Annotated in this window: 22 protein-coding genes and 1 pseudogene; 6 read left to right on the forward strand and 17 right to left on the reverse strand. The window is 63.5% G+C overall.

Features of this window, described 5'->3' with window-relative positions:
• Window positions 1-37 precede the first annotated feature (37 nt).
• The 5 genes from G7077_RS11720 to G7077_RS11740 all read right to left on the reverse strand — a co-directional run bounded on the left by G7077_RS11720 (window position 38) and on the right by G7077_RS11740 (window position 6,491).
• The gene (locus tag G7077_RS11720; protein ID WP_166411861.1) at window positions 38-2,206 is read right to left on the reverse strand and encodes a primosomal protein N'; all 2,169 of its coding nucleotides are present in this window, start codon (window positions 2,204-2,206) and stop codon (window positions 38-40) included.
• A 63-nt stretch (window positions 2,207-2,269) separates the two neighbouring features.
• A complete protein-coding gene (gene purC, locus G7077_RS11725; RefSeq protein WP_166411862.1) occupies window positions 2,270-3,049 on the reverse strand; it encodes a phosphoribosylaminoimidazolesuccinocarboxamide synthase in 780 nt (259 codons plus the stop codon).
• 76 nt (window positions 3,050-3,125) lie between these two features.
• Window positions 3,126-5,978, reverse strand: coding sequence for a M16 family metallopeptidase (locus tag G7077_RS11730; protein ID WP_166411863.1), 2,853 nt, complete (start codon window positions 5,976-5,978; stop codon window positions 3,126-3,128).
• A gap of 120 nt (window positions 5,979-6,098) precedes the next feature.
• On the reverse strand, window positions 6,099-6,290 hold the full coding sequence (locus tag G7077_RS11735; RefSeq protein ID WP_166411864.1) for a hypothetical protein: 192 nt from the start codon (window positions 6,288-6,290) through the stop codon (window positions 6,099-6,101).
• Window positions 6,291-6,314: 24 nt separating this feature from the next.
• Window positions 6,315-6,491 carry a hypothetical protein gene (locus G7077_RS11740; protein ID WP_166411865.1) on the reverse strand — a complete coding sequence of 59 codons (177 nt, stop codon included), beginning with the start codon at window positions 6,489-6,491 and terminating at the stop codon, window positions 6,315-6,317.
• A gap of 183 nt (window positions 6,492-6,674) precedes the next feature.
• Here G7077_RS11740 and G7077_RS11745 point away from each other — a divergent pair, with 183 nt between their 5' ends.
• Window positions 6,675-7,568, forward strand: a complete 894-nt coding sequence (locus G7077_RS11745; protein ID WP_166411866.1) for a LysR substrate-binding domain-containing protein — start codon at window positions 6,675-6,677, stop codon at window positions 7,566-7,568.
• A 159-nt stretch (window positions 7,569-7,727) separates the two neighbouring features.
• Here the strand turns inward: G7077_RS11745 and G7077_RS11750 are convergent, their stop codons facing one another.
• From G7077_RS11750 to G7077_RS11760, 3 genes are all read right to left on the reverse strand, one after another.
• On the reverse strand, window positions 7,728-8,000 hold the full coding sequence (locus G7077_RS11750) for a hypothetical protein (RefSeq protein WP_166411867.1): 273 nt from the start codon (window positions 7,998-8,000) through the stop codon (window positions 7,728-7,730).
• Between the two features lie 130 nt (window positions 8,001-8,130).
• Window positions 8,131-8,523, reverse strand: a complete 393-nt coding sequence (locus G7077_RS11755) for an NIPSNAP family protein (RefSeq protein WP_166411868.1) — start codon at window positions 8,521-8,523, stop codon at window positions 8,131-8,133.
• 3 nt (window positions 8,524-8,526) lie between these two features.
• Window positions 8,527-9,300 (reverse strand): DUF2059 domain-containing protein, encoded by a 774-nt coding sequence (locus G7077_RS11760; RefSeq protein ID WP_166411869.1) that lies wholly within the window; start codon window positions 9,298-9,300, stop codon window positions 8,527-8,529.
• Window positions 9,301-9,477: 177 nt separating this feature from the next.
• Here G7077_RS11760 and G7077_RS11765 point away from each other — a divergent pair, with 177 nt between their 5' ends.
• The 4 genes and pseudogenes from G7077_RS11765 (at window position 9,478) to G7077_RS11780 (ending at window position 14,632) form a co-directional block, all read left to right on the forward strand.
• Window positions 9,478-9,825 carry an alpha-isopropylmalate synthase regulatory domain-containing protein gene (locus tag G7077_RS11765; protein ID WP_166411870.1) on the forward strand — a complete coding sequence of 116 codons (348 nt, stop codon included), beginning with the start codon at window positions 9,478-9,480 and terminating at the stop codon, window positions 9,823-9,825.
• 71 nt (window positions 9,826-9,896) lie between these two features.
• Window positions 9,897-12,166 (forward strand): annotated as a pseudogene (gene parC / locus G7077_RS11770) (DNA topoisomerase IV subunit A).
• Between the two features lie 91 nt (window positions 12,167-12,257).
• The gene (locus tag G7077_RS11775; protein WP_166411871.1) at window positions 12,258-14,003 is read left to right on the forward strand and encodes a putative bifunctional diguanylate cyclase/phosphodiesterase; all 1,746 of its coding nucleotides are present in this window, start codon (window positions 12,258-12,260) and stop codon (window positions 14,001-14,003) included.
• Between the two features lie 62 nt (window positions 14,004-14,065).
• Complete coding sequence (locus tag G7077_RS11780; RefSeq protein WP_166411872.1) at window positions 14,066-14,632, forward strand: ATP-dependent Clp protease proteolytic subunit; 567 nt, start codon at window positions 14,066-14,068, stop codon at window positions 14,630-14,632.
• Here the strand turns inward: G7077_RS11780 and G7077_RS11785 are convergent.
• The 6 genes from G7077_RS11785 to G7077_RS11810 form a co-directional block, all read right to left on the reverse strand.
• Window positions 14,613-15,371, reverse strand: a complete 759-nt coding sequence (locus tag G7077_RS11785) for a proteasome-type protease (RefSeq protein ID WP_166411873.1) — start codon at window positions 15,369-15,371, stop codon at window positions 14,613-14,615. The genes G7077_RS11780 and G7077_RS11785 overlap by 20 nt on opposite strands.
• Entirely contained in the window at window positions 15,368-16,210 is an 843-nt protein-coding gene (locus G7077_RS11790) for a transglutaminase family protein (protein ID WP_166411874.1), read from the reverse strand. Before G7077_RS11790 ends, G7077_RS11785 begins: the two co-directional genes overlap by 4 nt.
• Window positions 16,210-17,139, reverse strand: coding sequence for an alpha-E domain-containing protein (locus tag G7077_RS11795; protein WP_343039992.1), 930 nt, complete (start codon window positions 17,137-17,139; stop codon window positions 16,210-16,212). The genes G7077_RS11790 and G7077_RS11795 overlap by 1 nt, the downstream gene beginning before the upstream one ends.
• Window positions 17,136-18,569, reverse strand: coding sequence for a circularly permuted type 2 ATP-grasp protein (locus G7077_RS11800; protein ID WP_166411875.1), 1,434 nt, complete (start codon window positions 18,567-18,569; stop codon window positions 17,136-17,138). Before G7077_RS11800 ends, G7077_RS11795 begins: the two co-directional genes overlap by 4 nt.
• Before the next feature lie 280 nt (window positions 18,570-18,849).
• Complete coding sequence (locus G7077_RS11805) at window positions 18,850-20,226, reverse strand: HlyD family type I secretion periplasmic adaptor subunit (protein ID WP_166411876.1); 1,377 nt, start codon at window positions 20,224-20,226, stop codon at window positions 18,850-18,852.
• The gene (locus G7077_RS11810; RefSeq protein ID WP_166411877.1) at window positions 20,223-21,968 is read right to left on the reverse strand and encodes a type I secretion system permease/ATPase; all 1,746 of its coding nucleotides are present in this window, start codon (window positions 21,966-21,968) and stop codon (window positions 20,223-20,225) included. The genes G7077_RS11805 and G7077_RS11810 overlap by 4 nt, the downstream gene beginning before the upstream one ends.
• Before the next feature lie 149 nt (window positions 21,969-22,117).
• On the opposite strand from G7077_RS11810, the gene G7077_RS11815 reads away from it, so the two are divergent.
• Window positions 22,118-22,726, forward strand: coding sequence for a LuxR C-terminal-related transcriptional regulator (locus tag G7077_RS11815; protein WP_166411878.1), 609 nt, complete (start codon window positions 22,118-22,120; stop codon window positions 22,724-22,726).
• Here the strand turns inward: G7077_RS11815 and G7077_RS11820 are convergent.
• Genes G7077_RS11820 through G7077_RS11830 form a run of 3 tightly spaced genes read right to left on the reverse strand, consistent with a single transcriptional unit; the run spans window position 22,723 to window position 25,036 of the window.
• The gene (locus tag G7077_RS11820; RefSeq protein WP_166411879.1) at window positions 22,723-23,904 is read right to left on the reverse strand and encodes a CCA tRNA nucleotidyltransferase; all 1,182 of its coding nucleotides are present in this window, start codon (window positions 23,902-23,904) and stop codon (window positions 22,723-22,725) included. The genes G7077_RS11815 and G7077_RS11820 overlap by 4 nt on opposite strands.
• Complete coding sequence (locus G7077_RS11825) at window positions 23,895-24,476, reverse strand: CoA pyrophosphatase (RefSeq protein ID WP_166411880.1); 582 nt, start codon at window positions 24,474-24,476, stop codon at window positions 23,895-23,897. Before G7077_RS11825 ends, G7077_RS11820 begins: the two co-directional genes overlap by 10 nt.
• A complete protein-coding gene (locus G7077_RS11830; protein WP_166411881.1) occupies window positions 24,473-25,036 on the reverse strand; it encodes a DUF1285 domain-containing protein in 564 nt (187 codons plus the stop codon). Before G7077_RS11830 ends, G7077_RS11825 begins: the two co-directional genes overlap by 4 nt.
• Window positions 25,037-25,043 lie beyond the last annotated feature (7 nt).

Genomic DNA, 25,043 nt, shown 5'->3' on the forward strand with positions numbered 1-25,043 from the left:
GCATTCTGCCCGTTGCCCGCAAGCGTGCGTTTCGAGATCACAAGAAGCTGTATGGGTCGACGTCGATCGCGACCCGGACCTTTGCGCTCCACTCGATCGGGGCGAGCCAGTCGCGAATGACATCCTGTACATCCAGGCTTCGGCGGGCGTGGACGAGGAGGCGCTGGCGGTGGCGTCCGCGGAGCATGGCGAGCGGCGCCGGGGCGGGGCCGAACACCGCCATGCCTTCCACTTCCGGTGCCGCATGGGCGATCCTACGCGCGACGCTCTCGGCTTCGGCTTGCTCTTCCGATGAGACGATGATTGCCGCCAAGCGGCCAAAGGGGGGCATGGCCGCATCACGGCGCGCCTCCGTTTCGGCGGCATAAAAGCCGGCGGTGTCGCCTGAGACCAGTGCGGCGATCACGGGCGCGTCAGGATCGTGGGTCTGAACCAGCACGCGCCCCGGCTTGTCGCCACGCCCTGCGCGGCCTGCGACCTGCTGGATCTGCTGAAAGCTGCGCTCCGCCGCCCGGAGGTCGCCGCCCTGCAGGCCAAGGTCCGCGTCGACAACACCGACCAGCGTGAGGTTCGGGAAATGGTAGCCCTTGGTCACCAGCTGGGTACCGACGACGATGTCGATCGCACCGGCTTCCATCTGCTCGACGAAGTCGGCGGCGCGGGCCGGCGACCAGATGGTGTCCGAGGTGACGATCGCCGTGCGCGCCTCCGGGAACAGCGCCGCCACTTCATCGGCGATCCGTTCGACCCCTGGGCCGCAGGCGACAAGGCTATCTTCCTCGCCACACTCGGGGCAAGCCTTCGGCGGCGGCATGACATGCCCGCAGTGATGGCAAGCCAGACGGTGCATCAGCCGGTGTTCAACCATCCAGGCTGTGCAATTCGGGCATTGGAACCGGTGTCCGCAATGGCGGCATAGCGTGAGGGGCGCGAAGCCTCGTCGATTAAGAAAGAGCAAGCTTTGCTCGCCGCGCTCCAGGTTGGCCTCCAGCTCCACGACCAGGCTTGGCGCAAGCCACCGCCCGCGCATCGGTGGATCTTGGGTCAGATCGATGGCGGTGAGGGCGGGAAGCTCGGCACCGGCGAAGCGCTGCGGGAGGGCGACCTCGCGATAGCGGCCGATCTCGACCATGTGCCGCGTCTCGATAGCGGGGGTGGCCGAGGAAAGAACCACCGGAATATTCTCGAACTTGGCGCGCATCACTGCGGCGTCCCGTGCGTGATATTGGACGCCTTCCTCCTGTTTGAAGGTCGGCTCGTGCGCTTCATCGACGACGATCAGGCCAAGGTCCGCATAGGGGAGGAACAAGGCGGAGCGAGCGCCAACCGTCACCTTCGCCTCACCGCTTGCAATCGCGCGCCAGGTCCGGCGGCGCTGTGAGGAGCGGAGGCCTGAATGCCAGGCGGATGGCTGGCAACCGAAACGAGCCTCGAACCGCTTTAGGAAGGGCTCGGTCAGCGCAATTTCCGGCAACAGGACGAGCGCCTGTTTACCCTGCCGGACGCACTCGGCCACCGCTTCGAAATAAACCTCCGTTTTGCCCGAACCCGTTACGCCGTCGAGAAGGACGGGATCGAACCCGCTGCCCACCGCATCCGCAAGGCTCCGAGCGGCCTCGAACTGCTGCGGCGACAGATCGGGCGGGGCAAAGTCCGGATTCGGGCAGTCGAGCGGCCGGTCGGAATCGACCGCCACCGCCTCCAGCGCGCCTGCGTTGACGAGGCCTCGAAGCACCGCATCGCTGACCTCCGCATGGTCGGCCAACTCGCGGATCGTGCCCTGACGTCCTGCTAGCCGCTGCAGCGCCTGCTCGCGCTGAAGAGTGAGGCGGGGCGGCACCAAGCCTGTTGAACGATACTCCGTAAGCTGGCGCGAGCCCTCCAGCGCGCCAGCCGATGGCAGAACCATCCGAAGCACGGCGGCGAGGGGACTTAGGTAATAGTCGGCGGTCCACTCGCAGAACCGCCGTAGCGGTGCAGCGATCGGCTGAACGTCGATGACATGATGAAATGGCCGGAGCCGATTGTCCCCAACCTCTTCGGTCGGCAGCCTGTCCGCTTCCCAGACTACGCCGATCAGCTGACGCGGTCCGAGGGGTGCAACGACGACCGAGCCCGGCTCGACATGCACGCCATCGGGTACGCGGTAATCGAGCGGTCCAAGGGCAGCGTTCAGCGTGACGATACGGACACGGGGGAGGGGCATTCATCCGTCATTGCGAGGAACGAAGTAGCGACGCAATCCGCCCGGCAGGAGCCGGATGGACTTTTACTTGCCCCGCTTCTTGCGGTGGCTGTCGAGGTCGAGGACGGCGCTCTCCTCTTCGCCCTGAAGCAGGCCCAGACGGCGCGCGACTTCCTGGTAGGCTTCCGCCTCGCCACCCAGATCCTGGCGGAACCGGTCCTTGTCGAGCTTCTCGTTCGACTTCATGTCCCACAGGCGGCAGCCGTCGGGGCTGATTTCGTCGGCCAGGATGATCCGGGGGTAATCGCCCTCCCACACTCGCCCAAACTCCAGTTTGAAGTCGACCAGCCGGATGCCGATCGCAGCGAACATGCCGCACATGAAGTCGTTCACGCGGATCGCCATGTCGGCGATGTCGTTCATTTCTTCCTGACTGGCCCAGCCGAAGCAGGCGATATGTTCGTCGGCCACCATCGGATCGCCGAGCGCATCGTCCTTGTAATAATATTCGATGATCGTGCGGGGCAGCTGCGCCCCTTCCTCGATGCCTAGGCGCTTGGAAAGAGATCCGGCGGCCACGTTGCGGACGACCACCTCGATCGGCACGATCTCGCACTGGCGGATCAATTGCTCGCGCATGTTGAGCCGCCGGATGAAGTGGGTCGGAACGCCGATGGTTTGCAGCGACACGAAGATATGCTCGGAAATGCGGTTGTTCAGCACCCCCTTGCCGTTGATCGTGCCCTTCTTCTGGGCGTTGAACGCCGTCGCATCGTCCTTGAAATACTGGATCAAGGTGCCGGGCTCAGGACCCTCGTAGAGGATTTTCGCTTTGCCTTCATAGATTTGGCGGCGACGAGCCATGGGCGATTGTTGCTCCAGCGTTCCGTGAAGCGGCGGCTATAGGCGAGCCGCCGCCCCACGGCAATTCGCGCGCCTTCTACGTGGCGGCAAGCTTGGCCTTGTCGCTGACGATGCGGATGCTGACCTCCCGATCGGCCGGCATATATTGCCGGGCAAGCTGCTGAAGCTGTGCCGGCGTGACCGATAGATAGGTCGCCCGCTGCTTGCGGATGCGCTCGATATCTTCGGGTTCGGTCTGCGCGACGGCGACCCGATCCAGCCAGAATCCATTGTCCCGGCGCGATCGATCGATGCGCTGCAGGGTTGGATTGCGGGCGCGGGTCAGCAGGTCGGCATCGACCGGCGCATCGCGAAGCTTGGCGACCGCTTGGCGGATGGCGTCCTCGACAGCGCCGATCTTGTCGGGCGCAACGGTGGCGCCGACGGCGATATAGCCGAAGTCGTCGAACGTATCCGACGCGTTCACCCCGACGCTTGGGGAATAGGTGTCGCCAAGCTCTTCCCGAAGGGTTTCCGTCAGCATGATGTTGAGAACGTCCGTCAGCACATCGAGCCCGACGAAGCGCTGATAATCGTCGTCGTCGGTCGCGGGCCACACGTCCGTGACCATCGCCTGATCCTCGGTCCCACGATGGGTAAGCGTCACCGGTGTGGTATCCCGGCGAACCCTTGCCTTGCGCTGCTCCGTGTAGGCAGGAGCAGCCGCGTCGCGGGCAGGCAGCGCGCCGAAGGTCTTCGCGACTGCCTCGATCACTTGAGCATCAACGAAGTCACCGACGATGCCGATCTCGATCGGAGCTGATTGCAGCAGCGGTTGAAGTGCTGCCTTGGCCTCATCAAGCGTGCGCTGGGTCAGAACCTCGTTCGATGGTACCCCGAAGCGCGGATCACCGTCGGCAATGATCCTGGGCACTTCGAAGCTCGACACGTTCTGCGCCGTTGCTCGCCGTTGGCCCTCAAGGACGGGCAGCACGCCTGCCCATCGATTGGCCGCCTCCGGGCGGTAGCCGGGCGCCGTGACGTATGCGGCGGTAAGCTGGAGTTGAAGCGGCAAATCCTCCGTCGACGTGCCGCCCTGCACCGCCAATGCATCTTCGGCGACGGCCAGGCCCGGCTGGACATTGTGTCCGGCAGTGATTTTCCGGAGGTCCTCGATGCTGTGCTTCTCAAGCCCGGCAAGGGCGAAGACGCTGTTGATCAGCATCGGTAGCCCCGGTTTGTCGGCGGGCAAGGCCAGCATGCCGCCAGCGATCCTTACCGAGTAGCGGACGGAGCCGTTCTCGAAATCCGTCTTCTTGAGGTTCAGCCGGACGTTGTTGGCGAAGCGGATGGTGCGGATGCCGAGGTCGGTGATTGTCTTGTCGGCAACGATTTTGCCGGGCGTTCCGAAGTCCTGATAAGCGAACTGAAGATCGCCGCCATCGACAGGTGCCGCAACCGCGACCTGCCGGCTTGTTTCCAGCGCCGCCGTGACCTCGGCCTTGTCGACCGCGCTCTTGTCGGTCACGAACACGAGCGGCTTGCTGCCGGCCCACAGGCGGCGGAACTCGGCGTTCACCTCGTCCAGAGTGATGGACGGTGCCGTTTCGCGGTAAAAGGCGTAGCGGAACTCCGGCGTCGTGATGAAGTCGTTCTCCTCGACGATGGCGAGGATTGCGTTGGCGAGTTCCTGGTTACTTCGGGTCGACGAGCGTTCGGCACTCCGCTTCAGCGCTCCCTCCGTTTCGCTCATCTGAACCTTCAGCTCGGAAGCGGTGAAGCCGAACTTGAGTGCACGGCGAAGCTCCTGCTCGGCGACCTGAAGGGCGTCCTTCCACTGTCCGTCCTTCGCCGCCGCCGAGATGCTGGCAGTGTAGCCGAGATCGCGGCTCGGGCTGCGTCCGGCGCTTGCGCCGATGAGTTTGCTGTCGGGTCGGTTCGAAATCTCCTGAAGCCGCCGGGCAAGCAGGGACATGGCGGCACCCTGGATCAGCTGTCGGCGGCGGTTCCAACGCGTATCGGCCGGATCCTCCCACGGAGTCATCACCATCAAGGCAACCGAGGTTTCCACCGCCGGGTCTGTGAAGACATCCACTGCGGCAGGCCGGGTGAGATCAACGCGGCCGCGGTCCAGCTTGGCGCCGGCCGGACCCTGCGGCTGCCAATCGGAGAATTTCGCGCGGATCTTACGCTCGATAATGGCCGGATCCGCGTCGCCGACGAATATCAAGGTGGCATTCTCAGGACGATAGTAGCGGCGGTAAAGGTCGCGGATCGTGTCCGCCGTTGCCGTTTTGAGCACCTCATCGGTGCCGATCGGGAAACGGTTGGGGTAGGGCGTCAGTGGATATTGGAACTGCATGCCCTGAAGCGCGCGCTTAAGCTGGTAATTGTCCCGGGCGCGTCGTTCGCTGAGCACCACACCGCGCTCGCGATCGACAGCACCCTGGTCGATCTTCAGTTCGCTGGCGACTTCCCGCATTAGGAAGAGCGCAGTGTCGATCCGCTCATTGTCCGTCTTGGGCAGATCCAGCATGTAGGTTGTGTCTTCGAACCCGGTACTGGCATTGGTGTCGGGGCCGAAGGCCAGCCCCTGACGCTGAAGGATCCGGATCATGTCGCCCTCGGGCACATGGGTCGAACCGTTGAACGCCAGATGCTCGATGAAGTGAGCGAGCCCGCGTTCCTTCTCGCTTTCGGCAATGGAGCCGAATGCAAAGTTGAAGCGGACAGACGCGGTCCCTTTCGGCGTGGCGTTGCGCCGAATGGCGTATTTCATGCCGTTGGGCAGCTTGCCGAACCGGATCGATGGATCCGGCGTCACGTCCGTGTAGGGCACGCCCCACGGGTTTGACCCGGTACCGGCAAGTGCCGGGCTCACGTAAAGGGCGCAGGCAAGCGCCGTTGCAGAAAGAAAGACGCGGCGGAAACGACGCCTCTGGATGTTCAAACCTATTCCCCTCCGAACGTTGAGTGGCAACCTAGGTTGCCAAAACCGGCGATCAAGCCGGCTTCGATCAGGGGGCGTGAGGGAACGGTGAGGGGCGGGACGTCTGACTATCAGGTGATGTCAGGCGTGGCCGGGGCCTCGGACACGGCGGCGCGCGCTTTGACGCTCCCAAGGGGCTTGCCACTGGGAATGATGAAGCGCGGTGAATCCCTGACGAAGTCCGCTCACGAAGGCGGCGACGGCCTGATCGATGCCGGCGTTCAAATCGGTGCGTGCAGACTGATAGTCGCGGTCGAACATTTCGTCGGTCATCGTCAATCTCCTGTGCGTGGGAGGTCAGAGCGCGAGCGGGTAGCCGTCGCGAACACCGCTTTCGGCAAGTCGCTGTTCGATGAGCTGGAGCCTGTGGTCCGCATCCAGTCGGCGCCACGAATTCACCATCGGCAGCGATGGTGCCGTGAAGATGGGAGCTGAGCTCTGGGCGCGCGATAGCGATTGCAGGCCATAGGTCATGGCGCAGGTTCCACTTTCTTGTCTTGTCGTTTGCCGCCGACGAGAGGCAGAGGAGGGGAGGTGCCCCATCGCCGGCGGTGAGGAGGACATAAGCGGGCGCCTGTCGTTACGCCAATCAAACACTTTGCTCCTGTAATAAGCTTGGCTTATACCCCGTGCCAACTCAGGTGAACGAGGATCACGATGCGTCGACTGCCTCCACTAGCGGCGATCCGCGCCTTCGAGGCTGCCGGGCGTACCGAGAATTTCACTGCCGCAGCCGCCGAGCTTGGAATGACCCAGGCGGCCGTGTCCTATCAGGTGAAGAGCCTTGAAGAGCGCCTGGGAGCGGCGTTGTTCAAGCGGGAGCGCGGCCGCGCCAAGCTGACCCCGCTCGGTGAACGGCTGCTTCCCGCGCTGACCCAGGCATTCGACAAGATCGAAGCTGCGTTTGCCAGCCATAAGGCGGAGGATGAGTCGCTCCTGACCATCACCACCACTCACACTTTCGCGAACACATGGCTCGCGTGGCGGCTTGGGGGATTTCAGATGCAGCACATGGATTTGGCGGTGCGCATGACGACCAGCAACGCCATCGTCGATCTTCACTCGGGGGAGGCCGACGTAGCGATCAGGGCCGGCCTTGGTCATTGGCCAGGCCTGGAAACCCATAAGCTGATCGAAGCCGACTTCACGCCGATGGCAAGTCCGGCCTGCATCGAAAAATACGAAGGCGAGCTCGGCCGAACGCTCCAGCCCTCAGACCTTGTCGACCTGCCGCTGATCGGCCGTCAGGACGAATGGTGGAACCTGTGGCTTCGCGCCGCCGGAGTATCGCTCGATCGACCGCTGCCGCGCGGCGGGATCCGCTTGGACAACCAGGCCAACGAAGGACACGCGGCAATGGCGGGCCTTGGTATCGCCCTGCTGACCCCATTTCTCTGGCGGGGCGATGTTGCCGCCGGCCGGTTGCGCCCGGTGTTCGACACCACGGCGACCGCCGGGCATGCCTATTGGCTTGTCCTACCGCCTGAGCGGCGGATGCTGCCCAAGGTGAAGCGCTTCCGCGAATGGCTGCTTCAGGAAATCGCGGCTTAAGAAAAGGGGCGGGGACAGGCTTGCGTGCCGAACCTGTCCCCGCGGCCAGCAGACGTCAGGGGTGTCGCTCGGCCGACAGGAGAGATAAACCCTACTAAACAACTAGACAATACCTGTTTTGATCAGTTCGGCGATGATGAAAGGGCGTTCGTCGCTCAGTCATTCCGCAGCGGCGGCAAATTCTTCGGATTTCTCCAGTATGGTCACTTCCCGGAGCAGTTCGTCCACGCTCCGGCTGAGCTCGGGTAGTAGAGGCATTGGGTGGCGCGCTCCGCGCATCGACTCGACCAGAAGGATTGCGTCGATGAGGATGGGGACGACCAAGGCTTCGGGATCATCCAGCTCCGCAAGCCGGCGGAGCTTGGCGATTGCCTTGTCCCGCGCGGCCTGCGGGTTCGACACCGCTTCCGCCCGCCCGATCAACCATCCCATCGTCCTGCTCCTGCTACGCTACAAACACGCAAGATAGCGGGAGCTGCATTGCGGTGAAGCTCGGCACAGCGCGGCCCCGAGTCATTTCAGCGTGAAGGCGATTAGCTTTGCGCGATTTCCCTGCTGTGCGTCACGGGAGCGGGGGCGAGTAGTCCGTCATCGTCATGAAGGTGCTGTCGATCTTTGCGACAAGCGGGCCGTTCACTTCGGAGTTCTTGTACACCTTCTGCCACTCCGGATCGGCGATGAAACTTTTCCAGTCCGCTTCTCGCGCTTCCTTGCTGGGGTAGGAAACGACGTAGACGATCCGGCCTTCCGGCCGCTCGGGGGTCGGCAATTCATTCCAGTAAGCGACGTTGCGCATGCCGTGCTTGGCAAAGAGCTTGGTCGTGTGATTGCGGAACCGGGCGTTGAGCTCCGCCAGTTTACCAGGAGCCGGTGTGTAGACGCGAAGCTCATAAACCGGTGTTTGCTGGGGTGCGGCCGCCGCAAGCGCGAGTGCCGACAGAAGGTGCGCAATCATCAACTAATCCTTCTTGGTTCCAGCCGCGGGTTTGTCGAGCGCCTTCATCTGTGCATCGAATGCCGCTCCATCCTTCATCAGATCCGGGAACATGGTCATCATGTCGGGCATCAGTTGAAGGGAGCCGCGCATCACCTCCGGCTCGAACCACAGACCGACCATCTGCCGACTATAAGCCGCTCCGGTCGGGGTCGCGAGGAAGGTCTGGATTTCCGCGAGCTGCCTGTCGTCGAACTTGCGGGCGAGCGCGCGGGCCATGCCCTCGCGGAACTTGGGCTCGGCGACGTCGCCCAACTTAACGAACATCACACCCGCAAAGGCCCGGATGGCCGCAAGCTTGGCGTCGAAGTTCGGCTCCTTCTTCGCTAGCATCACGCGCAGCGGCTCGGTGCTGGGCGGACCGGCCTTCTTGTCCTTGCCCGCCTTCTTGGCGAACTCCTCCGGGAACATGCCGGCAAAATCGGCCTCGCTCATGTTGAGGACGCGGTCCGTCATCGTGTCAACGAAGCCGTTCACCGCCTGTGCATAGGTGCCCTTCGGGAACATTGTCATCGTCGCCTGACGCGCGACTGCCAGACGCGCAGGGTCGGGCTCCGGGCCGGCTGGGAAGAATTTGTCGAAGACGTTCATCATCAGCGCCATGGCCTTCATCGGGTCCATGTCCGGCTTCTTGTCGGCCTTTGCAGAAGCGCTGGTCTCAACCTTGGGCTTGGCGGCCGCGTCTTGCGTCGGCGCGGCAGTGGTGGCGGCAAGCGCCAGCATAACGTGAAGCGGCAATCTGGATCTCCCCCGAGTAGGCGGCCAGCCTATTGTCGCTGCACATCTCTTTCAATCTCGTTTTGCAGCGGAGGTTGTCAGCCGCACTCGGCGCGCTAGAGCGGCGTCGCTGATGAAGGGGGTTCGAATGGCGAAGAGCGTGGTCGAGGGCAGGGCGATGTTCGGCAATGGTCGATCGTGCGGATCGATATCCGCTCGCCGGTCAGGCGCGACGCTTGGCCGGTAGCCCGGATCGAGCTTGAGCATCCTGATCGCGGACGCGTCACTGACATCGGCAAAGCACCGGGCGCCTTCGACGCCGCCTTCGTCGCCGCAAGCCACATTCTCGGCGTCTCACCGCGGCTTCTGAGCTACAATGTCCGCTCCGGCGCACCGAAGGAGGGCGAAGCCCTGCCGATCACCATCGATGTCGAGCTGGAGATCGACGGCGCGACCTACACGGGAAGCAGTTCGGGGGCGGACCTTGTCGAATGTTCGCTGGAGGCCTGGTTGGACGGTATCGCGAAGTCAGGCGCAGGAGCCTGAACCGCCGCAGCTGTGGATAAGTTCGGCCGCTCTGCTTGAGGCTGCGGGCGGCGGGTTGCTAAGCTTCTCCGATGCAGCCCGACGATCTTCCCTCGACCACCATCGATACGCCATTCGATGCGGCGCTGAGCGAGCGCTACCTCGTCTATGCGCTGTCGACGATTACGGCCCGGTCGCTTCCTGACGTCCGCGATGGTCTGAAGCCGGTTCATCGCCGGCTGTTGTGGGCGATGCGGCTGCTTCGGCTCGATCCGACCGGTGCCTACAAGAAAAGCGCCCGTGTCGTCGGCGATGTTATCGGCAAATACCACCCTCACGGCGACGCATCGGTCTACGACGCGATGGTCCGCCTCGCCCAGAGTTTCGCGCTCCGCTACCCTTTGGTCGACGGTCAGGGCAATTTCGGCAACATCGACGGCGATAATGCCGCTGCCTACCGCTACACCGAGGCGCGGCTGACGGCGATTGCCACCCAGTTGATGAGCGGCCTCGACGAAGGCACCGTCGATTTCCGCGCAACCTACAATGGCGAGGAAGAGGAGCCGGAGGTTTTCCCCGGCCTGTTCCCGAACCTGCTCGCCAACGGTGCAAGCGGCATCGCCGTCGGCATGGCGACCAGCATCCCGCCGCATAACGTCGGCGAACTGATCGACGCAGCGACCCACCTCATCGACAATCCCAAGGCCGACGACCGCGACCTGATGGACTTTGTCGCGGGACCCGACTTTCCCACCGGCGGCGTGCTGGTCGACAGCCGCGAAAGCATTGCCCAGGCTTATGCAACGGGCCGAGGCTCCTTCCGCATCCGCGCCCGCTTTTCGACCGGGCAGGACGAGAGCGGCGAATGGGAGTCGACCGGAATTGAAAAGCTGGGCGGCGGCACTTGGCAGCTCGTCGTCTCCGAAGTCCCCTACGGCGTTCCCAAGGCCAAGCTGATCGAGCAAATCGCCGAGCTGATCGCCAACAAGAAGCTGCCGATCCTCGAGGATATCCGCGACGAGAGCGACGAGAAGGTCCGCATCGTTCTCGTGCCGCGAAGCCGCAACGTCGATGTCGACCTGCTCAAGGAAAGCCTGTTCCGGCTGACCGACTTGGAGATCCGCTTCCCGCTCAACCTCAACGTCCTCGACGCCACGCGCACGCCCGGCGTGATGAGCCTGAAGCAGGCGCTGACCGCCTGGCTCGCCTTCCAGATCGACGTGATGGTGCGCCGGGCGGGCGTGCGCATTGGCAAGATCGATGACCGGTTGGAGCTGCTCGACGGTTTCCTCGTCGCCTTCCTCAACCTCGACCGCGTCATCGAGATCATCCGCACCGAGGATGAACCTAAGGCGGTGATGATCGCCGAGTTCAACCTGACCGACCGGCAGGCAGAGGCCATCCTCAACATGCGGCTGCGCAGCTTGCGCCGGTTGGAGGAGATGGAGATCGGCCGGGAGCGAGCCGCCCTCGCCAAGGAAAAGGAGGAGCTGGAGAAGCTGCTCGCCGAGCCGGGCCGGCAACGCCGCAAGCTCAAGAAGGATCTTTCGGCGGTTCGCGAGAAGTTTGGCGACGACCGTCGCACCCGCGTCGAGGAGGCTGCGGGGACACGCGAGATCGACTGGTCGGCGATGATCGAAAAGGAGCCGATCACCGTCATCCTCTCACAGCGCGGCTGGATACGGGCAATGAGGGGGCATGTCGCGCTCGAGGAGATGAAGGATTTGAAGTGGCGCGAGGGGACGGACCCTTCATCCACTTCCACGCTCAGACCACCGACAAGCTGGCGCTTTTTGCCTCCAATGGCCGCAGCTACACGCTGGCCGGCGACAAGCTGCCGGGCGGTCGCGGGTTCGGCGAGCCGGTCAGGCTGCAAATCGACCTCGATGCAGAAGTCGACATCGTCACGCTGATGATCGTACGTCCGGAGACACGGTTGCTGATTGCCTCCTCCGACGGCCGAGGCTTCGTCGCGAGTGGCGAGGGCACGATCGCCGAGACCCGCAAGGGCAAGCAGCTCGTCAACCTCCGTACTGGGGCAAAGGTCGCGCTGGTGAAGCGCATCCCTGAAGGCGCGGATGCCGTTGCCGTCGTCGGTGAGAACCGCAAGATGGTTGTGTTCCCACTGTCCGAACTGCCTGAGCTGACCCGTGGGCAGGGCGTGACCTTGCAGCGCTATCGGGATGGCGGCTTGTCGGATGCAGTCGCGTTCAAGCTCTCGGATGGGCTTAGCTGGGTACTTGGCGGGGAAAGCGGCCGCATCAGGACGGAGTCGGATTTGACGCCATGGCGGGCCGCGCGCGGGGCCGCGGGCCGCATGCCGCCGCTGGGTTTCCCACGCTCGAACCGCTTCGATTCCTAACGGCGCAGTAACCTTGATCTTTTAATTCGGACTGAATTTTCCGACTTTTGGATACTCCGCATTAACTCCTTGCGGCCCATAGCCGCTGCCTATGCAGGCTGCAGCACAGCTGTCGTCGGGATCGCCGAAGTCCCGTCGTACAACGGAAAAAGGCGGCAATCCGTATGCTTTGGCGGAGGATGTCGCTTTGCTTGCAGCGCTGCCCATCGCGGCGGCAATCATCGAACAATCCGACACCGAGGGCTTCGTTGCCACCGCCAGCAATCAGCGGTTCAGCGATCTCGTCACCCGCACCAGCGCTGCCGCGTTCGCATGGGACAAAGGGTGCCGGGTTCCGTCCGAGGGTCCGTTCACACTCCTGCTTTATGAATTCTTCTCGGGTATCAATCCGACCGGCGAGCTCGACTTCATCGATGGCGACGGCGTCTCGGCCCATTATTTCCGCGTTAAACTAGCGCCGCTCCCACGGATGGCGAGCGGCAAGCTTCGCTGCCTTCTGAGCGTCGTCGATCGGACAGTCGAGGTACAGGCGGAGAGGGCGCTTCGAGCCGAGATGCTTCGGGACAGCCTGACAGGGCTGCCGAACCGGCTTTCCTTCACGGAGTCTATCGAAAGCCTTGAAGGCGTGCATGATGACGAGATCGAGCATGCGGTGCTCGTCGTCGATATGCTGCGCTTCAGCCGGATCAACGAATCCATGGGCACGCTTGCCGGCGATGAGCTTCTGATCACCTTCGCGCGCCGGCTGATCCTGACGCTTCGGGCAGGCGACATCCTCGCGCGCACCGGCGGCAATGAGTTCGGTGTGCTGGTTTCCCTTCGCCGTGGCGTGGAGGATGCGCTTAAGGCGGCCGAGCGGATCCAGGAGGTCATGACGACCCCGTTCAAGATTTCGGACCTCGAGATCCGGGTCGATTGCGCGGTGGGCGTGGCGCTGATGCAGCCAGGCCAAGACCCCGAGGAATTATTCCGCTCAGCCCAGTTTGCAGTCAAGCAGGCCAAGCAGGCTGGCAAGCCGCAGGTCTATGAGCCCAGAGAAGCCAGCGCCGCCCGCCGACGATTCTCCATCGAAACCGAGCTTCGCCGCGCACTCGACAAGGATCAGCTCAGGCTCTTCTACCAGCCGCTTATCGATCTTAAGACAGGCAAGGTCTCGGGGTTTGAAGCTCTCGCTCGGTGGACCCATGAGGATCGCGGCGAGATCAGCCCCAACGAATTCATCCCCGTTGCCGAAGAGTCCGGCCTGATCCTCCAGCTCGGCCGCTGGGCGATGCACAAAGCATCACAGACACTCGCCGATTGGGACAGCAAGATCGGGCAGCAGCTGCCGCTTTACGTCGGCGTCAACCTATCCGCGATCCAGGTCGCTCGCGACGACATCGCCGGCATGGTTTCGAGCGCATTGAAGTCCAGCGGCATCAGCGGAGACCGGCTCACGCTGGAGCTGACCGAAAGCTCCATTGTCCAGGATCCTGGGCGGGCCACCCGGGTATTCGATGCGTTGAAGGCGCTCGACGCGACAGTCGCGATGGACGATTTCGGAACCGGATATTCCAGTCTCGCCTATCTCCAGCGCCTGCCCATCGATGTCCTGAAGATCGACAGAAGCTTCGTGTCGGGAATGATGGTCGATCCGGACAGCGTCGCCATTGTTCGCGCGGTGCTCAGCCTTGCTGATGCGCTCGGCATGTCGACCACGGCCGAGGGCATCGAGACCGTTGAGCTTGCAACCACGCTGGCCGCGCTCGGATGCTCCAGCGGGCAGGGCTATTACTTCGCCAAGCCGCTCGAAGCCGAAGCGGCGCTTGAATATTGGGCGTCAAGAAATCGCGGTTGATGGGCCGGAACGATCGGGCGTGAGGCGCATTCCCTCGCACTCACCGACCGGAACCGACCCCCATGATCCAACAATTACAGCCCACCGACTTCCGTAATCCGTCCGTTCTCCTGACGGGACCGGTCGACTATGAAATGTACAACAGCTTCCGCGAAGGGCTGAAGGGCTGTTCGGGCGAGCAGTTGGTGATTGTGGAGCTGTCGACTTTGGGCGGCGATCCCGAGGTTGCCCGGATGATGGGCGAGGACATCCGCTACCATAGCGAGTTGGAGCCAGAGCGGCGCTTCGTCTTCGTCGGCAAGGCCGCGATCTACTCCGCCGGAACGACCTTCATGAGCTTCTTCGCCCGCGAGAACCGCTACCTGACCCGCGGCACCCGGCTGATGATCCACGAGAGGCGGCTGACCCGCACGCTCAACATCGATGGCCCGCTGACGACCTGCATCCCGGACCTGGAGGCAGTGCTGCACGAAGTGCGGGCGTCGATCGACATCCAGCTCGAAGGGTTTGCGAACCTGGCTCGCGGATCGAGCCTGTCGACCGACGAGATTGCGCGGCGCGCCGCATCGAACTGGTATGTCGAGGCGCAGGAAGCGAAGCAGCTCGGCCTTATCGAGGAGGTGCTGTGAAGCTGAGTTCCGGATTGAGAATCGATTTGGTTGCCTCGTAAAGCAGGGTCGACCAGCGCCGCGACACTTCGTTGAAATAGGCGTCGTCATGCTCGATCCGGCGGATCAGCGGGCGAGATGCGGGTGCGCTTGGCAATACCAGCATGTCAAGCGGTCTGCCGATCGCAACGTTGGAGCGCATTGAGCTGTCGAACGACAGAAACGCGATCTTGACTGCTTCTTCGATCGGGGTGCCAGTCCGAATGGCGCGGTCGAGAATGGGACGACCGTACTTCGTCTCGCCAATCTGCATAAACGGCACGTCGGCGGTGCATTCGATGAAATTGCCCGCCTCGTAGATCTGGAACAAGGCAGGCGGAGCATCGCCGATACGCCCTCCGAGCAGCAAAGTGGCGCTCGAGGAGATCTTCAGCGCCTGCAGCGCCTCGCCGATCGTACGATTCGCCATTTGCAACGCTTCGCCGACCATTTGCGCAGCGCGAAACATGCTGGTCGCTTGCGACAAGGTTCGGATCAAGGCGCTGTCGTCGGTCGCGGGTATGCCCTCGCGGAGCATGCTGACGACCGTTTGGGTAACCGACAGGTTGCCGGATGTGGCGAGATAGAGCTGCTGCTCCGGCTCATCGGCAAGGATGTGCAGCTTGCGGTAGCTGCTGATGTTGTCGACGCCTGCATTCGTGCGGGTGTCAGCGATCATGATCAGCCCGGCGTCGAGCAGCATGCCAAGGCAGTAGGTCATTGCTGGGCCTGGCTTTGGTACTGGCCGGGCGTCGTGCCTTTGCGAACCTCAACCGCGACGTCGAGAGTTTCGGCCCCCCCACCGAAGCGCCGCCCGGCGACCGGCGACGCATCTGCATAATCCAGGCCGCAGGCGACCCGGACGTAGGCATCGTCGGTACAGATGGCATTGGTAGGATCGAACGCGGTCCAGCCGAGCCCATCGATCCAGGCTTCGGCCCAAGCATGGGCGGCCTGCTGGGCCTGAGTGCCGTCGCGGCGGAACAGGTGGCCCGAGATGTACCGCGCAGGGATGCCGCGAAGGCGCGCGGCTACGACGAACAAATGCGTGAAGTCCTGGCACACACCGTGCCGCTGCATGAATGCCTCCCCGACCGGCGTGGTGGCGTTCGTAACGCCCGTATCGAACCGCATCAACCGATGGATTTCGCCGTTTAGCCGATGCAGCAGGTCAAGCCGCGTATCCTCTTCCCGGATAAGGCTGTCGGCGAATCTGCGAATGTCCTCGGTCGGGCTCGTCAGCATGGTGGATCGCAGGAACACAGGTGGAGGCAGGTCGACACCGAGGCCTTGGATAAGGCCCGCGCGGTCTTCCGTGAGGACGCGTGCCGTGACCGTGACGGAGAGTCTGGAGATCGGCTGGTCGACGTAGATCGTGTGGGTGCCGTTGCCGTAGCCGTCACGGCCCTCCCGCACCCGGGCGTCGCAATCGACATCCACCCGGCAGTCGAGCACGGATTGGCCATTGAACGTCGACGGTGTCACGCGGAGAAGCTGAATAAGCCGCCGGACAGGCTGCTCGTAATTGTAAGTGGTCGTATGTTCGACAAGCAGGCGCATCAGGCGAACCGGAACTGACGAGCGATGGCTTGGTCCAGCGCGGCCGTGTCCGCAATGAAACGCTGCAGATATTCATGCATGCCATAGTCGATGACTTGGGCGACATCGTTGTTCTCGAGACGGTCCAGGCGCCGCCGCGCGAGGCGATCGGCTTCGCCTTGCCGCCCCGACTGCGCACCGATCTGCCCAAGCAGCGCCACCGCCTCACTGGAGGCCGCAGTGAGCGATCTGGGCAGTGCGGAGCGGAAGATCAGCAAGTCAGCGACCAGCGCGGATTTCAATTCCTGCTTGTAGATCTGGCGATAGGCGCCTTGCCCCGACACCACCTGGAGCAGCGTCGTCCATTGGTCGCGGTCCAAACGGCCGCCCACTTCTTGGCCTTCCGGCAGCAGAAGGTAATATTTGACGTCGAGCAGGCGTGCGGTGTTGTCGCCCCGCTCGATCATTGAGCCCAGTCGCAGGAACCAGTAAGCCTCGCTTCGCAACATGCGAGCAAGGGCGCCTTCGAAGCCGCGGGCTTCTGCTTTAACCTGTTCGATGAGGTTCAGGGTTGCCTGAATGCCGCCGACGGATGCACGTCCGCGTAGCAGGCCCCAGGCCCGGTTCAGCGCTTCCCATACCTCCTGGGTCAGCAAGTTTCGCGACGCACGTGCATTTTCCCGGGACAGGTCAAGGCAGGAAAAGACACTTCCCGGGTTGGTGGGGTCGAGCAGAAGGAAGCGCCGAGCGGCTGCCGGATTGGTCCTCTCGTCGGCCGCATCGATGAGTTGCCCACCGACCACGGCAAGTGCGCTCTGCCACGCTTGCTCGTCGTTGCCGGCAAGCGAGCCGAGCCGAATTGTCGCCTCGATCAGGCGGGTAGTGAACTCAGCCCGCTCCATCGCGCGGCCGATCCAGTAAAGGTTGGACGCTGTCCGCGACAGCATCATGGCGAGGGATCCTCGGCCAGGACGAAGCTATCCTTGGTACCGCCACCCTGACTGGAATTCACCACCAGAGAGCCTTCGCGCAGTGCAACGCGAGTAAGGCCGCCCGGTACGATGGTCACTCCGCCGGCCCCGGTCAGAACGAAGGGACGGAAATCGACGTGTCGCGGAGCGATGCCCTGATCGGTGATCGTCGGAACGGTCGACAGGGCCAGCGTCGGCTGGGCGATGTAGCGCTCCGGCTGTGCCTTCAGTGCGGCTCGAAACTGCTCGATCTCGCCCTTGGAGGCGGTCGGACCGACGAGCATGCCGTAGCCGCCGGAGCCATCGACAAGCTTTACGACTAGCTGATCAAGGTGGTCGAGGGTGTATTGCAAGCCGTCCGGCTCGCGGCAGCGATAGGTCTCCACATTCGGCAAGCGTGCGTCCTCGCCGGTGTAGTAGCGTACGATCTCGGGCATGTAGCTATAGATGGCTTTGTCGTCTCCGATGCCGGTGCCGGGCGCGTTCACCAGCGTCACGTTGCCGGCGAGGTAGGCTGACATGAGCCCCGGAACGCCGAGCATGGAGTCGGGGCGGAACACGAGCGGGTCGAGGAATGCGTCGTCGATACGGCGGTAGATGACATCAACCCGCACGCGCCCCTCGGTCGTCCGCATCCAGACGATGTCGTCGTCCACCTCCAGATCTTGCCCTTCGACGAGCTCGATCCCCATGTGGGAAGCGAGGAAGCTGTGCTCGTAGAAGGCCGAGTTGTAGTGGCCGGGGGTCAGTAGAACCGCCATCGGATTGCGGGTGCCCTGCGGCGCAACCGAGTAGAGGGTCTGACGGAGAAGCTCGGGATATTGGTCGACGGGGCGCACCGGAAGAAGATCAAACAATTCCGGGCAAAGGCGCATCATGGCTTCCCGGTTCTCGAGCATGTAGCTGACGCCCGAAGGCGTTCGTGCATTGTCCTCCAGCACCCAGAACTGGTCTGGTCCAGTTCGGACCAGATCGATGCCGCAGATATGGGCGTAAATGCCATGCGGCGGCTCGGCACCGGCCACGGGTATGCAGAACTGGCTGTTCGTCAGCACGATCTCTTCGGGGATCACCTTGTCGGCTAGGATCCGGCGCTCGCCGTAAATATCCGCAATGAAGGCGTTGATGGCACGAACCCGCTGCTCCAGCCCTTGGGAGAGCTTTGCCCACTCGTTGGCTGAGAACACGCGGGGGACAATATCGAAAGGAATGATCCGCTCGGCCGCTTCCTCGTCTCCATAGACGTTGAAGGTGATGCCCAGGCTGCGGAAGGCGGCTTCGGCTGCAAGCTGGCGCCGATCAAGTTCCGACTTGGGGGTCTGGTCAAGCCACGATTGCAGTGCCTTGAACTCGGGGCGGGACAGATGCACCGATCCGCTGCCGCGTAGTTCGTCGTAGCTCGGAGTCAATTTAGGGACGGATCATCTCCACCGTTTCGCTTGCCGCAGAACACAACGCCTCAAGCGCGAGTGCAAGGGCAACAAAGGTGAAAAATTTGCGTGGGCGATCGTCAGGTGAAAAGAGGGCCCGCCGGAGTGGGGTTCCGGCGGGCCCGATGGAACGTGCGATCGAAAGAGGCTCGTCGCTTATTGTCAGCGCAAGTGGGGTTTGCGCGAACAGGTTTCGTGTAGCCGGCGACGCTTGACCGGAAGTTGCGATTACCTCCGATACGGCCCGAAACCCGGCAGATCAGTTTTCATGGAAGGACCGGCGGAACGAGCTTGTCAGCGGCTCCAGCGCATATTGTAGCGCCGTGCGCTTCCGGATCGGAATGGTCACCGACACCGGAATGCCTGCCCGCAAAGCGTCGTCGCCCCGGAGGTCCGCGACCTTCTTCAGCTCGTCGAGCGGAACGTTCACTTCCGCCGTGTAGAAGGACGTTCCCGACTTTTCGTCGGTAAGAGCGTCCGCCGACACTCGGGTCACCTTGCCCTGGAGCGCTGGCAAGGAGCGCTCATGCAATGTGTCGAAGCGAACCATCGCCCGATGGCCCGGACGAACATCGTCGCCGTCGCCCAGCGACAAGCGGGCTTCGATCGTCAGCGGAACCTGATCGGGCACGATATCCATCAGCTTCTGCCCAGGCTGGATGACACCACCAGGCGTGAAGACCGTCAAGCCGACGACGGTCCCTTCGGACGGCGCCCGGATTTCGATCCGCGCCAGCTGGTCGCGCGCGGCCGCGAGCTTGGGCAGGACGTCGTTCAGGTTGACGTTGACCTCACGAAGCTCGCTGGCGATCCGTTCGTAGTAGTTACTCTGGGCCTCCAGCGATTGAAGCTGGGTTTCGCTCGCCTGCCCGCGGGTCTGCTGGATCGTCGCGGAAATCTGCCCCCGTTGCCCCTCGAGATCGGCTTTCGCCCGCTCGAGTGCACGCAGCCGGTTCATCGAAACAAACCCTTTCTCGGCCGCTTCGCGCATGCCCGAAATCTCTTCCTCGATCAGGCGAAGCTGCTCGGTGATGGCGACAAGTTGCTTGCCGTACCCCTGTCCGGAGGTGACGGCTTGGCCGCTTCGTTCGCCCAGCGCTCCACGCTGAGCGCCGAGCACAGCCGCCCGGGTCCGCATCTGATTTTGCTGGATGCGAAGGGCTTCCGCGGCCGCGGGCCGGTCTTCCGGCGGCAGGCTCGCGAACTCGGGCGGCGGGGTGATTCCGCGCTGCCCAGTCTGCTCCGCGACCAGCCGGGCACGCTGGGCAAGAAGGCCGATCGCCTGGGCCGACAGTGCACGCTCCTGAGCCCTGACGTCGGCTCCGGCCAAGCGGACAAGGACTTGCCCGCGCAATACCCGAGAGCCCTCCTTCACGAGGATTTCGGAGATAACCCCGCCCTCACGGTGCTGGACGGTTTGACGCTGTCCGGAGACAACCAGTCGTCCCGGCGCGAACGCCGCCGCGTCCAATGGTGCGAAGGCTGCCCATCCAAGGAAGCCGATGAAGAAAATGGCAGCGATGATGAGCCCGAACCGGATCTCGGTGCGGGGATCATCCTGGATCGGCGTCACGGCGGGCTCACCGGCGGGAAGGGTAAGGTCGAAGTCGGAAGCGTTGGCGACGATCTCGGTCATGAATTGGCCTTTCCGCCCGCGACGATGCGCGTTCCACCGGGCTGCGGCGGCATGATCTGGCGCAACACTTCCTCGCGGGCCCCGAACATCTTCACACGGCCGTCCTGAAGCACGAGCAATTTGTCGACGATCGGCAGAACGCTCATGCGATGAGCGACGATGAGAATGGTCTTGCCCGACTTCTTGAGCGCGGCAAGCGTAGTGACCAACTGTTGATCGCCCTCGGCGTCGAGATTTGAGTTAGGCTCGTCGAGGATCAGATATCTCGGATCGCCGAAAAGGGCTCGGGCCAGGGCGATCCGCTGCGCCTGGCCAGCCGACAGACCGCGGCCGCCAAGACCCAATTGGCCATCATAGCCGCCCGGAAGCTTCAAGATCAGCTCATGCGCGCCCGCCGCCTTTGCAGCCGCCACCGCATCCTCGTCGATACGCGCAGGGTCGCCGCCCAACCGGTCACTGAACCTGGCGATATTCTCCTTGATGCTCCCGGCAAAGAGCGAGGGCTCCTGGGGCAGATAGCCGACATGTTCGGCAAGACGCTCCGGATCCCAGTTGCGTTGGTCGGCTCCATCGTAGCGGATGATCCCGGCACTTGGCACAGTCGCTCCCGCAAGGGCTCGCACCAGGGTCGACTTGCCGGCGCCGCTGGGGCCGATGATCGCGACCATCTCCCCGGCGTCAACCGAAAAGCCGATGCCGCCGATGATGACCCGGCGGTTTCCGTCGGCAACGGTCAGGCCTTCGACGTCGAGCTTGCCTTGCGGCGGCGGCAGCCGCGTCAGCGCGACATCGGGCCCCGTTTCGGTGAAAAGGCTGCGGAGCGTTGCATAGGCGCCCCGTGCCTGGACGAGGTAGCGCCAGCTGCCGACGAGCTGGTCAATCGGCGCAAGCGCCCGGCCGACGATGAAGCTGGCGGCGAACACCGCCCCCGCGCTGATCTTCGCGTCGATGGCGAGGAGGGCCCCGAGCCCGAGCGCAAGAGATTGCAGTGCCAGCCGAAGAAATTTCGAAATGGCAGTCAGGCGGCTGGACTGAAGGCTGGCCTCCGTCTGCAGCTCCATCATGCGTATGCGGTGCTGCTCATGGTCCGCGACAAGCGCACGGCGGAGGCCCAGGGCGCGTACCGTCTCTGCCGCTGCAACGGTGAAATCGTAGCCGCTATAGACCCTGCCCGCCGCCTCGTTCGCCTGCTGCAGGCGCTCGCTGGTCGAGCGTTCCGTCCGCCAGGCGAGGTAGACGCTCAACCCGGCACCGATGAGGGCGAGAACGCCAAGCCACGGGTGGATGAGGAAGCCGATAACCACGTAAACGGGGGCCCAGGGGGCGTCGAACAGCGCCAAAATGGCCGGCCCCGTCAGCACTTGCCGAAGCGTGTCGAACTCCCGCAGCGCCTGCTTCGACAAGCGCTGACCGCTGAGATCGGGTCGCGAAAGCGTCGAGTTCATGATGGCGGCGGACAGCAGGCGATCAAGCCGAATGCTTGCCCGAACGAGCAGGCGCGACCGGGTAAGATCAAGCAGTGCGAGCGTGGACAGCGCGAAGAGAAGGACCAGAGTCAGGAAGAAAAGGGTTCCGCCGCCTGCCGTAGGGATCACGCGATCGTACACCTGCAGCATGTAGAGCATCGGAACGATGAAGAGCAGGTTGAGCAGGGCGCTGAACAGAAAGGCGTACAGGAAGTGCCGCCTGCATGCGTCGAGTGCGGCGCCGAGAACTGGCGTATCGGTCGTCAATCTGGGCATTGATATCAGCGCCTTAATAAGGAGTGCGCTCGTTACCAGTGCGCGCCGAGCCGCCGCAAGTGGTAAGCGGCAAGATGCGAAAACAGCGACAGCGCCGGTTGTCGATCCGGTCTTTTGTCCTAGCGGAACTCCGTGCTAGAGGTCGCTCAATGCCTGAAGACTCTGGGGAGCGTGTCGTTGATTGCGTGGGCGTGAGCCCGATCGCGACCGTTATCACCAATCCGAGAAGGCCGGATAATCCCATCGAAGTCGCGAACCAGGCATTCTATGACCTGACCGGTTACGGCGAGTCAGAAGTAATCGGCCGCAATTGCCGCTTCCTTGCAGGAGCTGACACGGAACCGTGGGTGACGGAGCAGATCCGATCGGCGGTCCGCGACCGGCGTTCGGTGCTCGTGGACATTCTGAATTATCGGCGGGATGGCCAGGGCTTCCGCAACGGCGTGATGATCACTCCGCTCTACAACGACGACGGCGAGCTTGAGTATTTCATGGGCTCGCAGGTCGATCTCGGCCCTTCTCACGATACGTTGTTCACCACGCGGCGGGCCCGGTCCCACGCGAAGGTGGTGGGTCTTGCGACTCGGCAGCGGGAAGTGCTCGCCGGCATGGCGAAAGGCCTGCTCAACAAGCAAATCGCCTATGAGCTCGGGATTGCCGAGAAGACGGTGAAGATGCACCGCGCCTTGTTGTTGGAGCGGCTCGGCGTGCAGACCACGGCAGAAGCGATACGGATCGCCGTGGAGGCGGGGCTCTAGCCCAACACCTCGTCCACCAGGCGCTCCAACGCAGCGCCGGTTGGAAAGCCTGCAGCAACCCAGCGATCTTCGATCTGGCGCAGGCGGCGCGCAACCTCCGGTCCCTGAGCGATTCCCCGGTCGACAAGTTGCCCGCCGCGGATCGGAAGCGAGGGCACTTCCCAATTCGCGATCGCAGCGGCATCGGCAGGGCGGCGGTCCAGCAGCAGGCTGTCCACCGCGCCTTCCTGCCCCAACCGGTAGGCGCGGGCTTTCGGATCGTCGGGTGCCTTCAAGTCTGCCGCGGCAGCGAGACGTTTGCGTGCCTTGTTCGACAATTTGAGACGCGCCGCCAGCTTCTCGGACGTCGGAGGATCACGGGGTAGCAAGGCGGCGAGGCGGCGAAAAGCATCGGGCGGAATGTGGGCGGCCTGCTCGTCGCGGATGAGCGCCGACAAGCAGCCGACGGCGTCGGGTCCAATTTCCGGCAGCACTGGCGCCAGCACACCGCTGGACACCATCAATGCGATCGTTGCGGTGGGATCCGGCAGGGCCAAAAGCTTCAGCAACTCGTCCGCGATCCGCTCTCTCGACAACGCCATCAGATCGTTGGCGCGGGCGACACAGGCCTGGAAAGCTTCCGGGTCGGGAGTACCAACGCCGAAGCGGGCGTGAAAGCGGAAGAAGCGCATGATGCGCAAATGGTCTTCGGCGATGCGCTGCAGCGGGTCGCCGATAAACCGCACGCGCCGTTCCCGAAGGTCCTCTAGGCCTCCGAAATAGTCGAAGACCTCCCCGGAGACAGGATCTGCCGACAGCGCATTGATGGTGAAGTCGCGCCGCCCCGCGTCTTCCGTCCAGTCGTCGGTGAAGGCCACCGTTGCTCGACGTCCGTCCGTCGACAAGTCGCGGCGCAAGGTCGTGATCTCCGCGACCTGACCGTCGCTCACGGCGGTCACGGTCCCGTGCGCGATCCCGGTGGGTACCGCCTTGATCCCGGCGCTTCCCAATCGTCGCTGCACCTCGTCCGGCGGGAACCTTGTGGCAAGGTCGAGATCGCTCACCGGAAGATCGAGCAATCCGTCGCGAACCGCTCCGCCGACGTAGCGGGTTGCGCCGTCCGCTGCGCCCAAGGCGTCCAAAAGTCGCGAAATCCCTGGGCGGGCCGCCCAGCGCCGGACATCGAGCTTCACGGCCATTGCAGCCGTCTCGACAGATTGACGATCATTGCTGCCGTCGCGCCCCAGATCCGCCGCCCTTCCCACACGATCTCGGTATAAGCGCGCTCGCGTCCATCAACCAGCATATGCTGCCGAACGTGGTTGGTACGATCGAGGAGATAGGGAAGGGGCGCTTCGAACAGATCCGACACTTCGGCTTCGTGAGGTGAGAGCGGAAGGTCGGGTGGCACAAGGGCCAGTACGGGGGTGACCTGGTAGCCGGTGATGGTCGTGTAGGGATCCAGTGTTCCCGCCACGCGCGACGCTGCCTGCGGAAGACCGATCTCCTCCTCCGCTTCCCGCAACGCTGTTTGGATGGGCGTTTCGTCAGGCTCGGCACGCCCGCCCGGAAAGGCGATCTGACCGGGGTGCCGCCGCATGTCCGGCCGACGGACGGTCAGCAAGAGCCCCGGCTCGGGCCGGTCCGTGACCCCGACCAGGACGGCCGCCGCCACGGGTTCAGCAAGCGACTGCTCATCCCAGTCGCCGTTGGCAATCCCCTGCGGCCGGTCCCTTGTCGCCGCCTGTTGAAGCCGCTCGAGCAAGGTCATCTGTCGGGGTCGAGCGGGAAAAAGATGCCCTCGCTCCAGACGCCATCTGAACCATCCGCCAGCGCAAGCTCCGCCAGTTCGTAGTAGACCGGGCGGCTGAGTTCGGCTTCCAGACCATGCCGGACCTTGATCCTCGGCGAAAGTCCGCCGACTCCGTCGCGCACCACCAACGGATGGTCGGCGCCGAGCAGCACTGGATCGCCATGGTCGAGCGCAAAGGCGATCCGCCGCAGCTCGCCATCGCCTTCGACCTGCATGTCGACGGCGCGGAATGCGGTTCGCTCGATATCGATGGACAGCTTCTCCACCGGCGTGACGAGCACATGGGTGCCATCCGGCTCCCGGCGGAGAATGCTTGAGAAAAGCCGGACCATCGCGGGCCGCCGGATTGGCTCACCATCGTGCAGCCAGGTCCCATCGGCGGCGATCCGCATCCCGCTGTGGCCGCAATGCGGAGGGTTCCAGCGCTCGATCGGCGGCAGCTGGCGGCTGTCCAGCAGGCGCTGCAAGCCATGGAGGTCGATCCCCTGAAGCTCGATGGGGGCGTGGAGTTCTGGCATCCGGGCC

The sequence above is a fragment of the Sphingomonas piscis genome, from assembly GCF_011300455.1.
GTDB classification, from domain to species: domain Bacteria; phylum Pseudomonadota; class Alphaproteobacteria; order Sphingomonadales; family Sphingomonadaceae; genus Sphingomicrobium; species Sphingomicrobium piscis.

Bases quoted from the DNA above. Each gene is read 5' to 3' on its own strand.
- G7077_RS11755 (WP_166411868.1), bottom strand. From the start codon at position 8,523: ATGATTGCGCACCTTCTGTCGGCACTCGCGCTTGCGGCGGCCGCACCC.
- G7077_RS11815 (WP_166411878.1), top strand. From the start codon at position 22,118: ATGCCTGAAGACTCTGGGGAGCGTGTCGTTGATTGCGTGGGCGTGAGC.
- G7077_RS11810 (WP_166411877.1), bottom strand. From the start codon at position 21,968: ATGCCCAGATTGACGACCGATACGCCAGTTCTCGGCGCCGCACTCGAC.
- G7077_RS11740 (WP_166411865.1), bottom strand. From the start codon at position 6,491: ATGACCTATGGCCTGCAATCGCTATCGCGCGCCCAGAGCTCAGCTCCC.
- G7077_RS11785 (WP_166411873.1), bottom strand. From the start codon at position 15,371: ATGACCTACTGCCTTGGCATGCTGCTCGACGCCGGGCTGATCATGATC.
- G7077_RS11720 (WP_166411861.1), bottom strand. From the start codon at position 2,206: ATGCCCCTCCCCCGTGTCCGTATCGTCACGCTGAACGCTGCCCTTGGA.
- G7077_RS11795 (WP_343039992.1), bottom strand. From the start codon at position 17,139: ATGATGCTGTCGCGGACAGCGTCCAACCTTTACTGGATCGGCCGCGCG.
- G7077_RS11820 (WP_166411879.1), bottom strand. From the start codon at position 23,904: ATGGCCGTGAAGCTCGATGTCCGGCGCTGGGCGGCCCGCCCAGGGATT.
- G7077_RS11825 (WP_166411880.1), bottom strand. From the start codon at position 24,476: ATGACCTTGCTCGAGCGGCTTCAACAGGCGGCGACAAGGGACCGGCCG.
- G7077_RS11780 (WP_166411872.1), top strand. From the start codon at position 14,066: ATGATCCAACAATTACAGCCCACCGACTTCCGTAATCCGTCCGTTCTC.
- purC (WP_166411862.1), bottom strand. From the start codon at position 3,049: ATGGCTCGTCGCCGCCAAATCTATGAAGGCAAAGCGAAAATCCTCTAC.
- G7077_RS11750 (WP_166411867.1), bottom strand. From the start codon at position 8,000: ATGGGATGGTTGATCGGGCGGGCGGAAGCGGTGTCGAACCCGCAGGCC.
- G7077_RS11735 (WP_166411864.1), bottom strand. From the start codon at position 6,290: ATGACCGACGAAATGTTCGACCGCGACTATCAGTCTGCACGCACCGAT.
- G7077_RS11830 (WP_166411881.1), bottom strand. From the start codon at position 25,036: ATGCCAGAACTCCACGCCCCCATCGAGCTTCAGGGGATCGACCTCCAT.
- G7077_RS11790 (WP_166411874.1), bottom strand. From the start codon at position 16,210: ATGCGCCTGCTTGTCGAACATACGACCACTTACAATTACGAGCAGCCT.
- G7077_RS11775 (WP_166411871.1), top strand. From the start codon at position 12,258: ATGCAGGCTGCAGCACAGCTGTCGTCGGGATCGCCGAAGTCCCGTCGT.
- G7077_RS11805 (WP_166411876.1), bottom strand. From the start codon at position 20,226: ATGACCGAGATCGTCGCCAACGCTTCCGACTTCGACCTTACCCTTCCC.
- G7077_RS11745 (WP_166411866.1), top strand. From the start codon at position 6,675: ATGCGTCGACTGCCTCCACTAGCGGCGATCCGCGCCTTCGAGGCTGCC.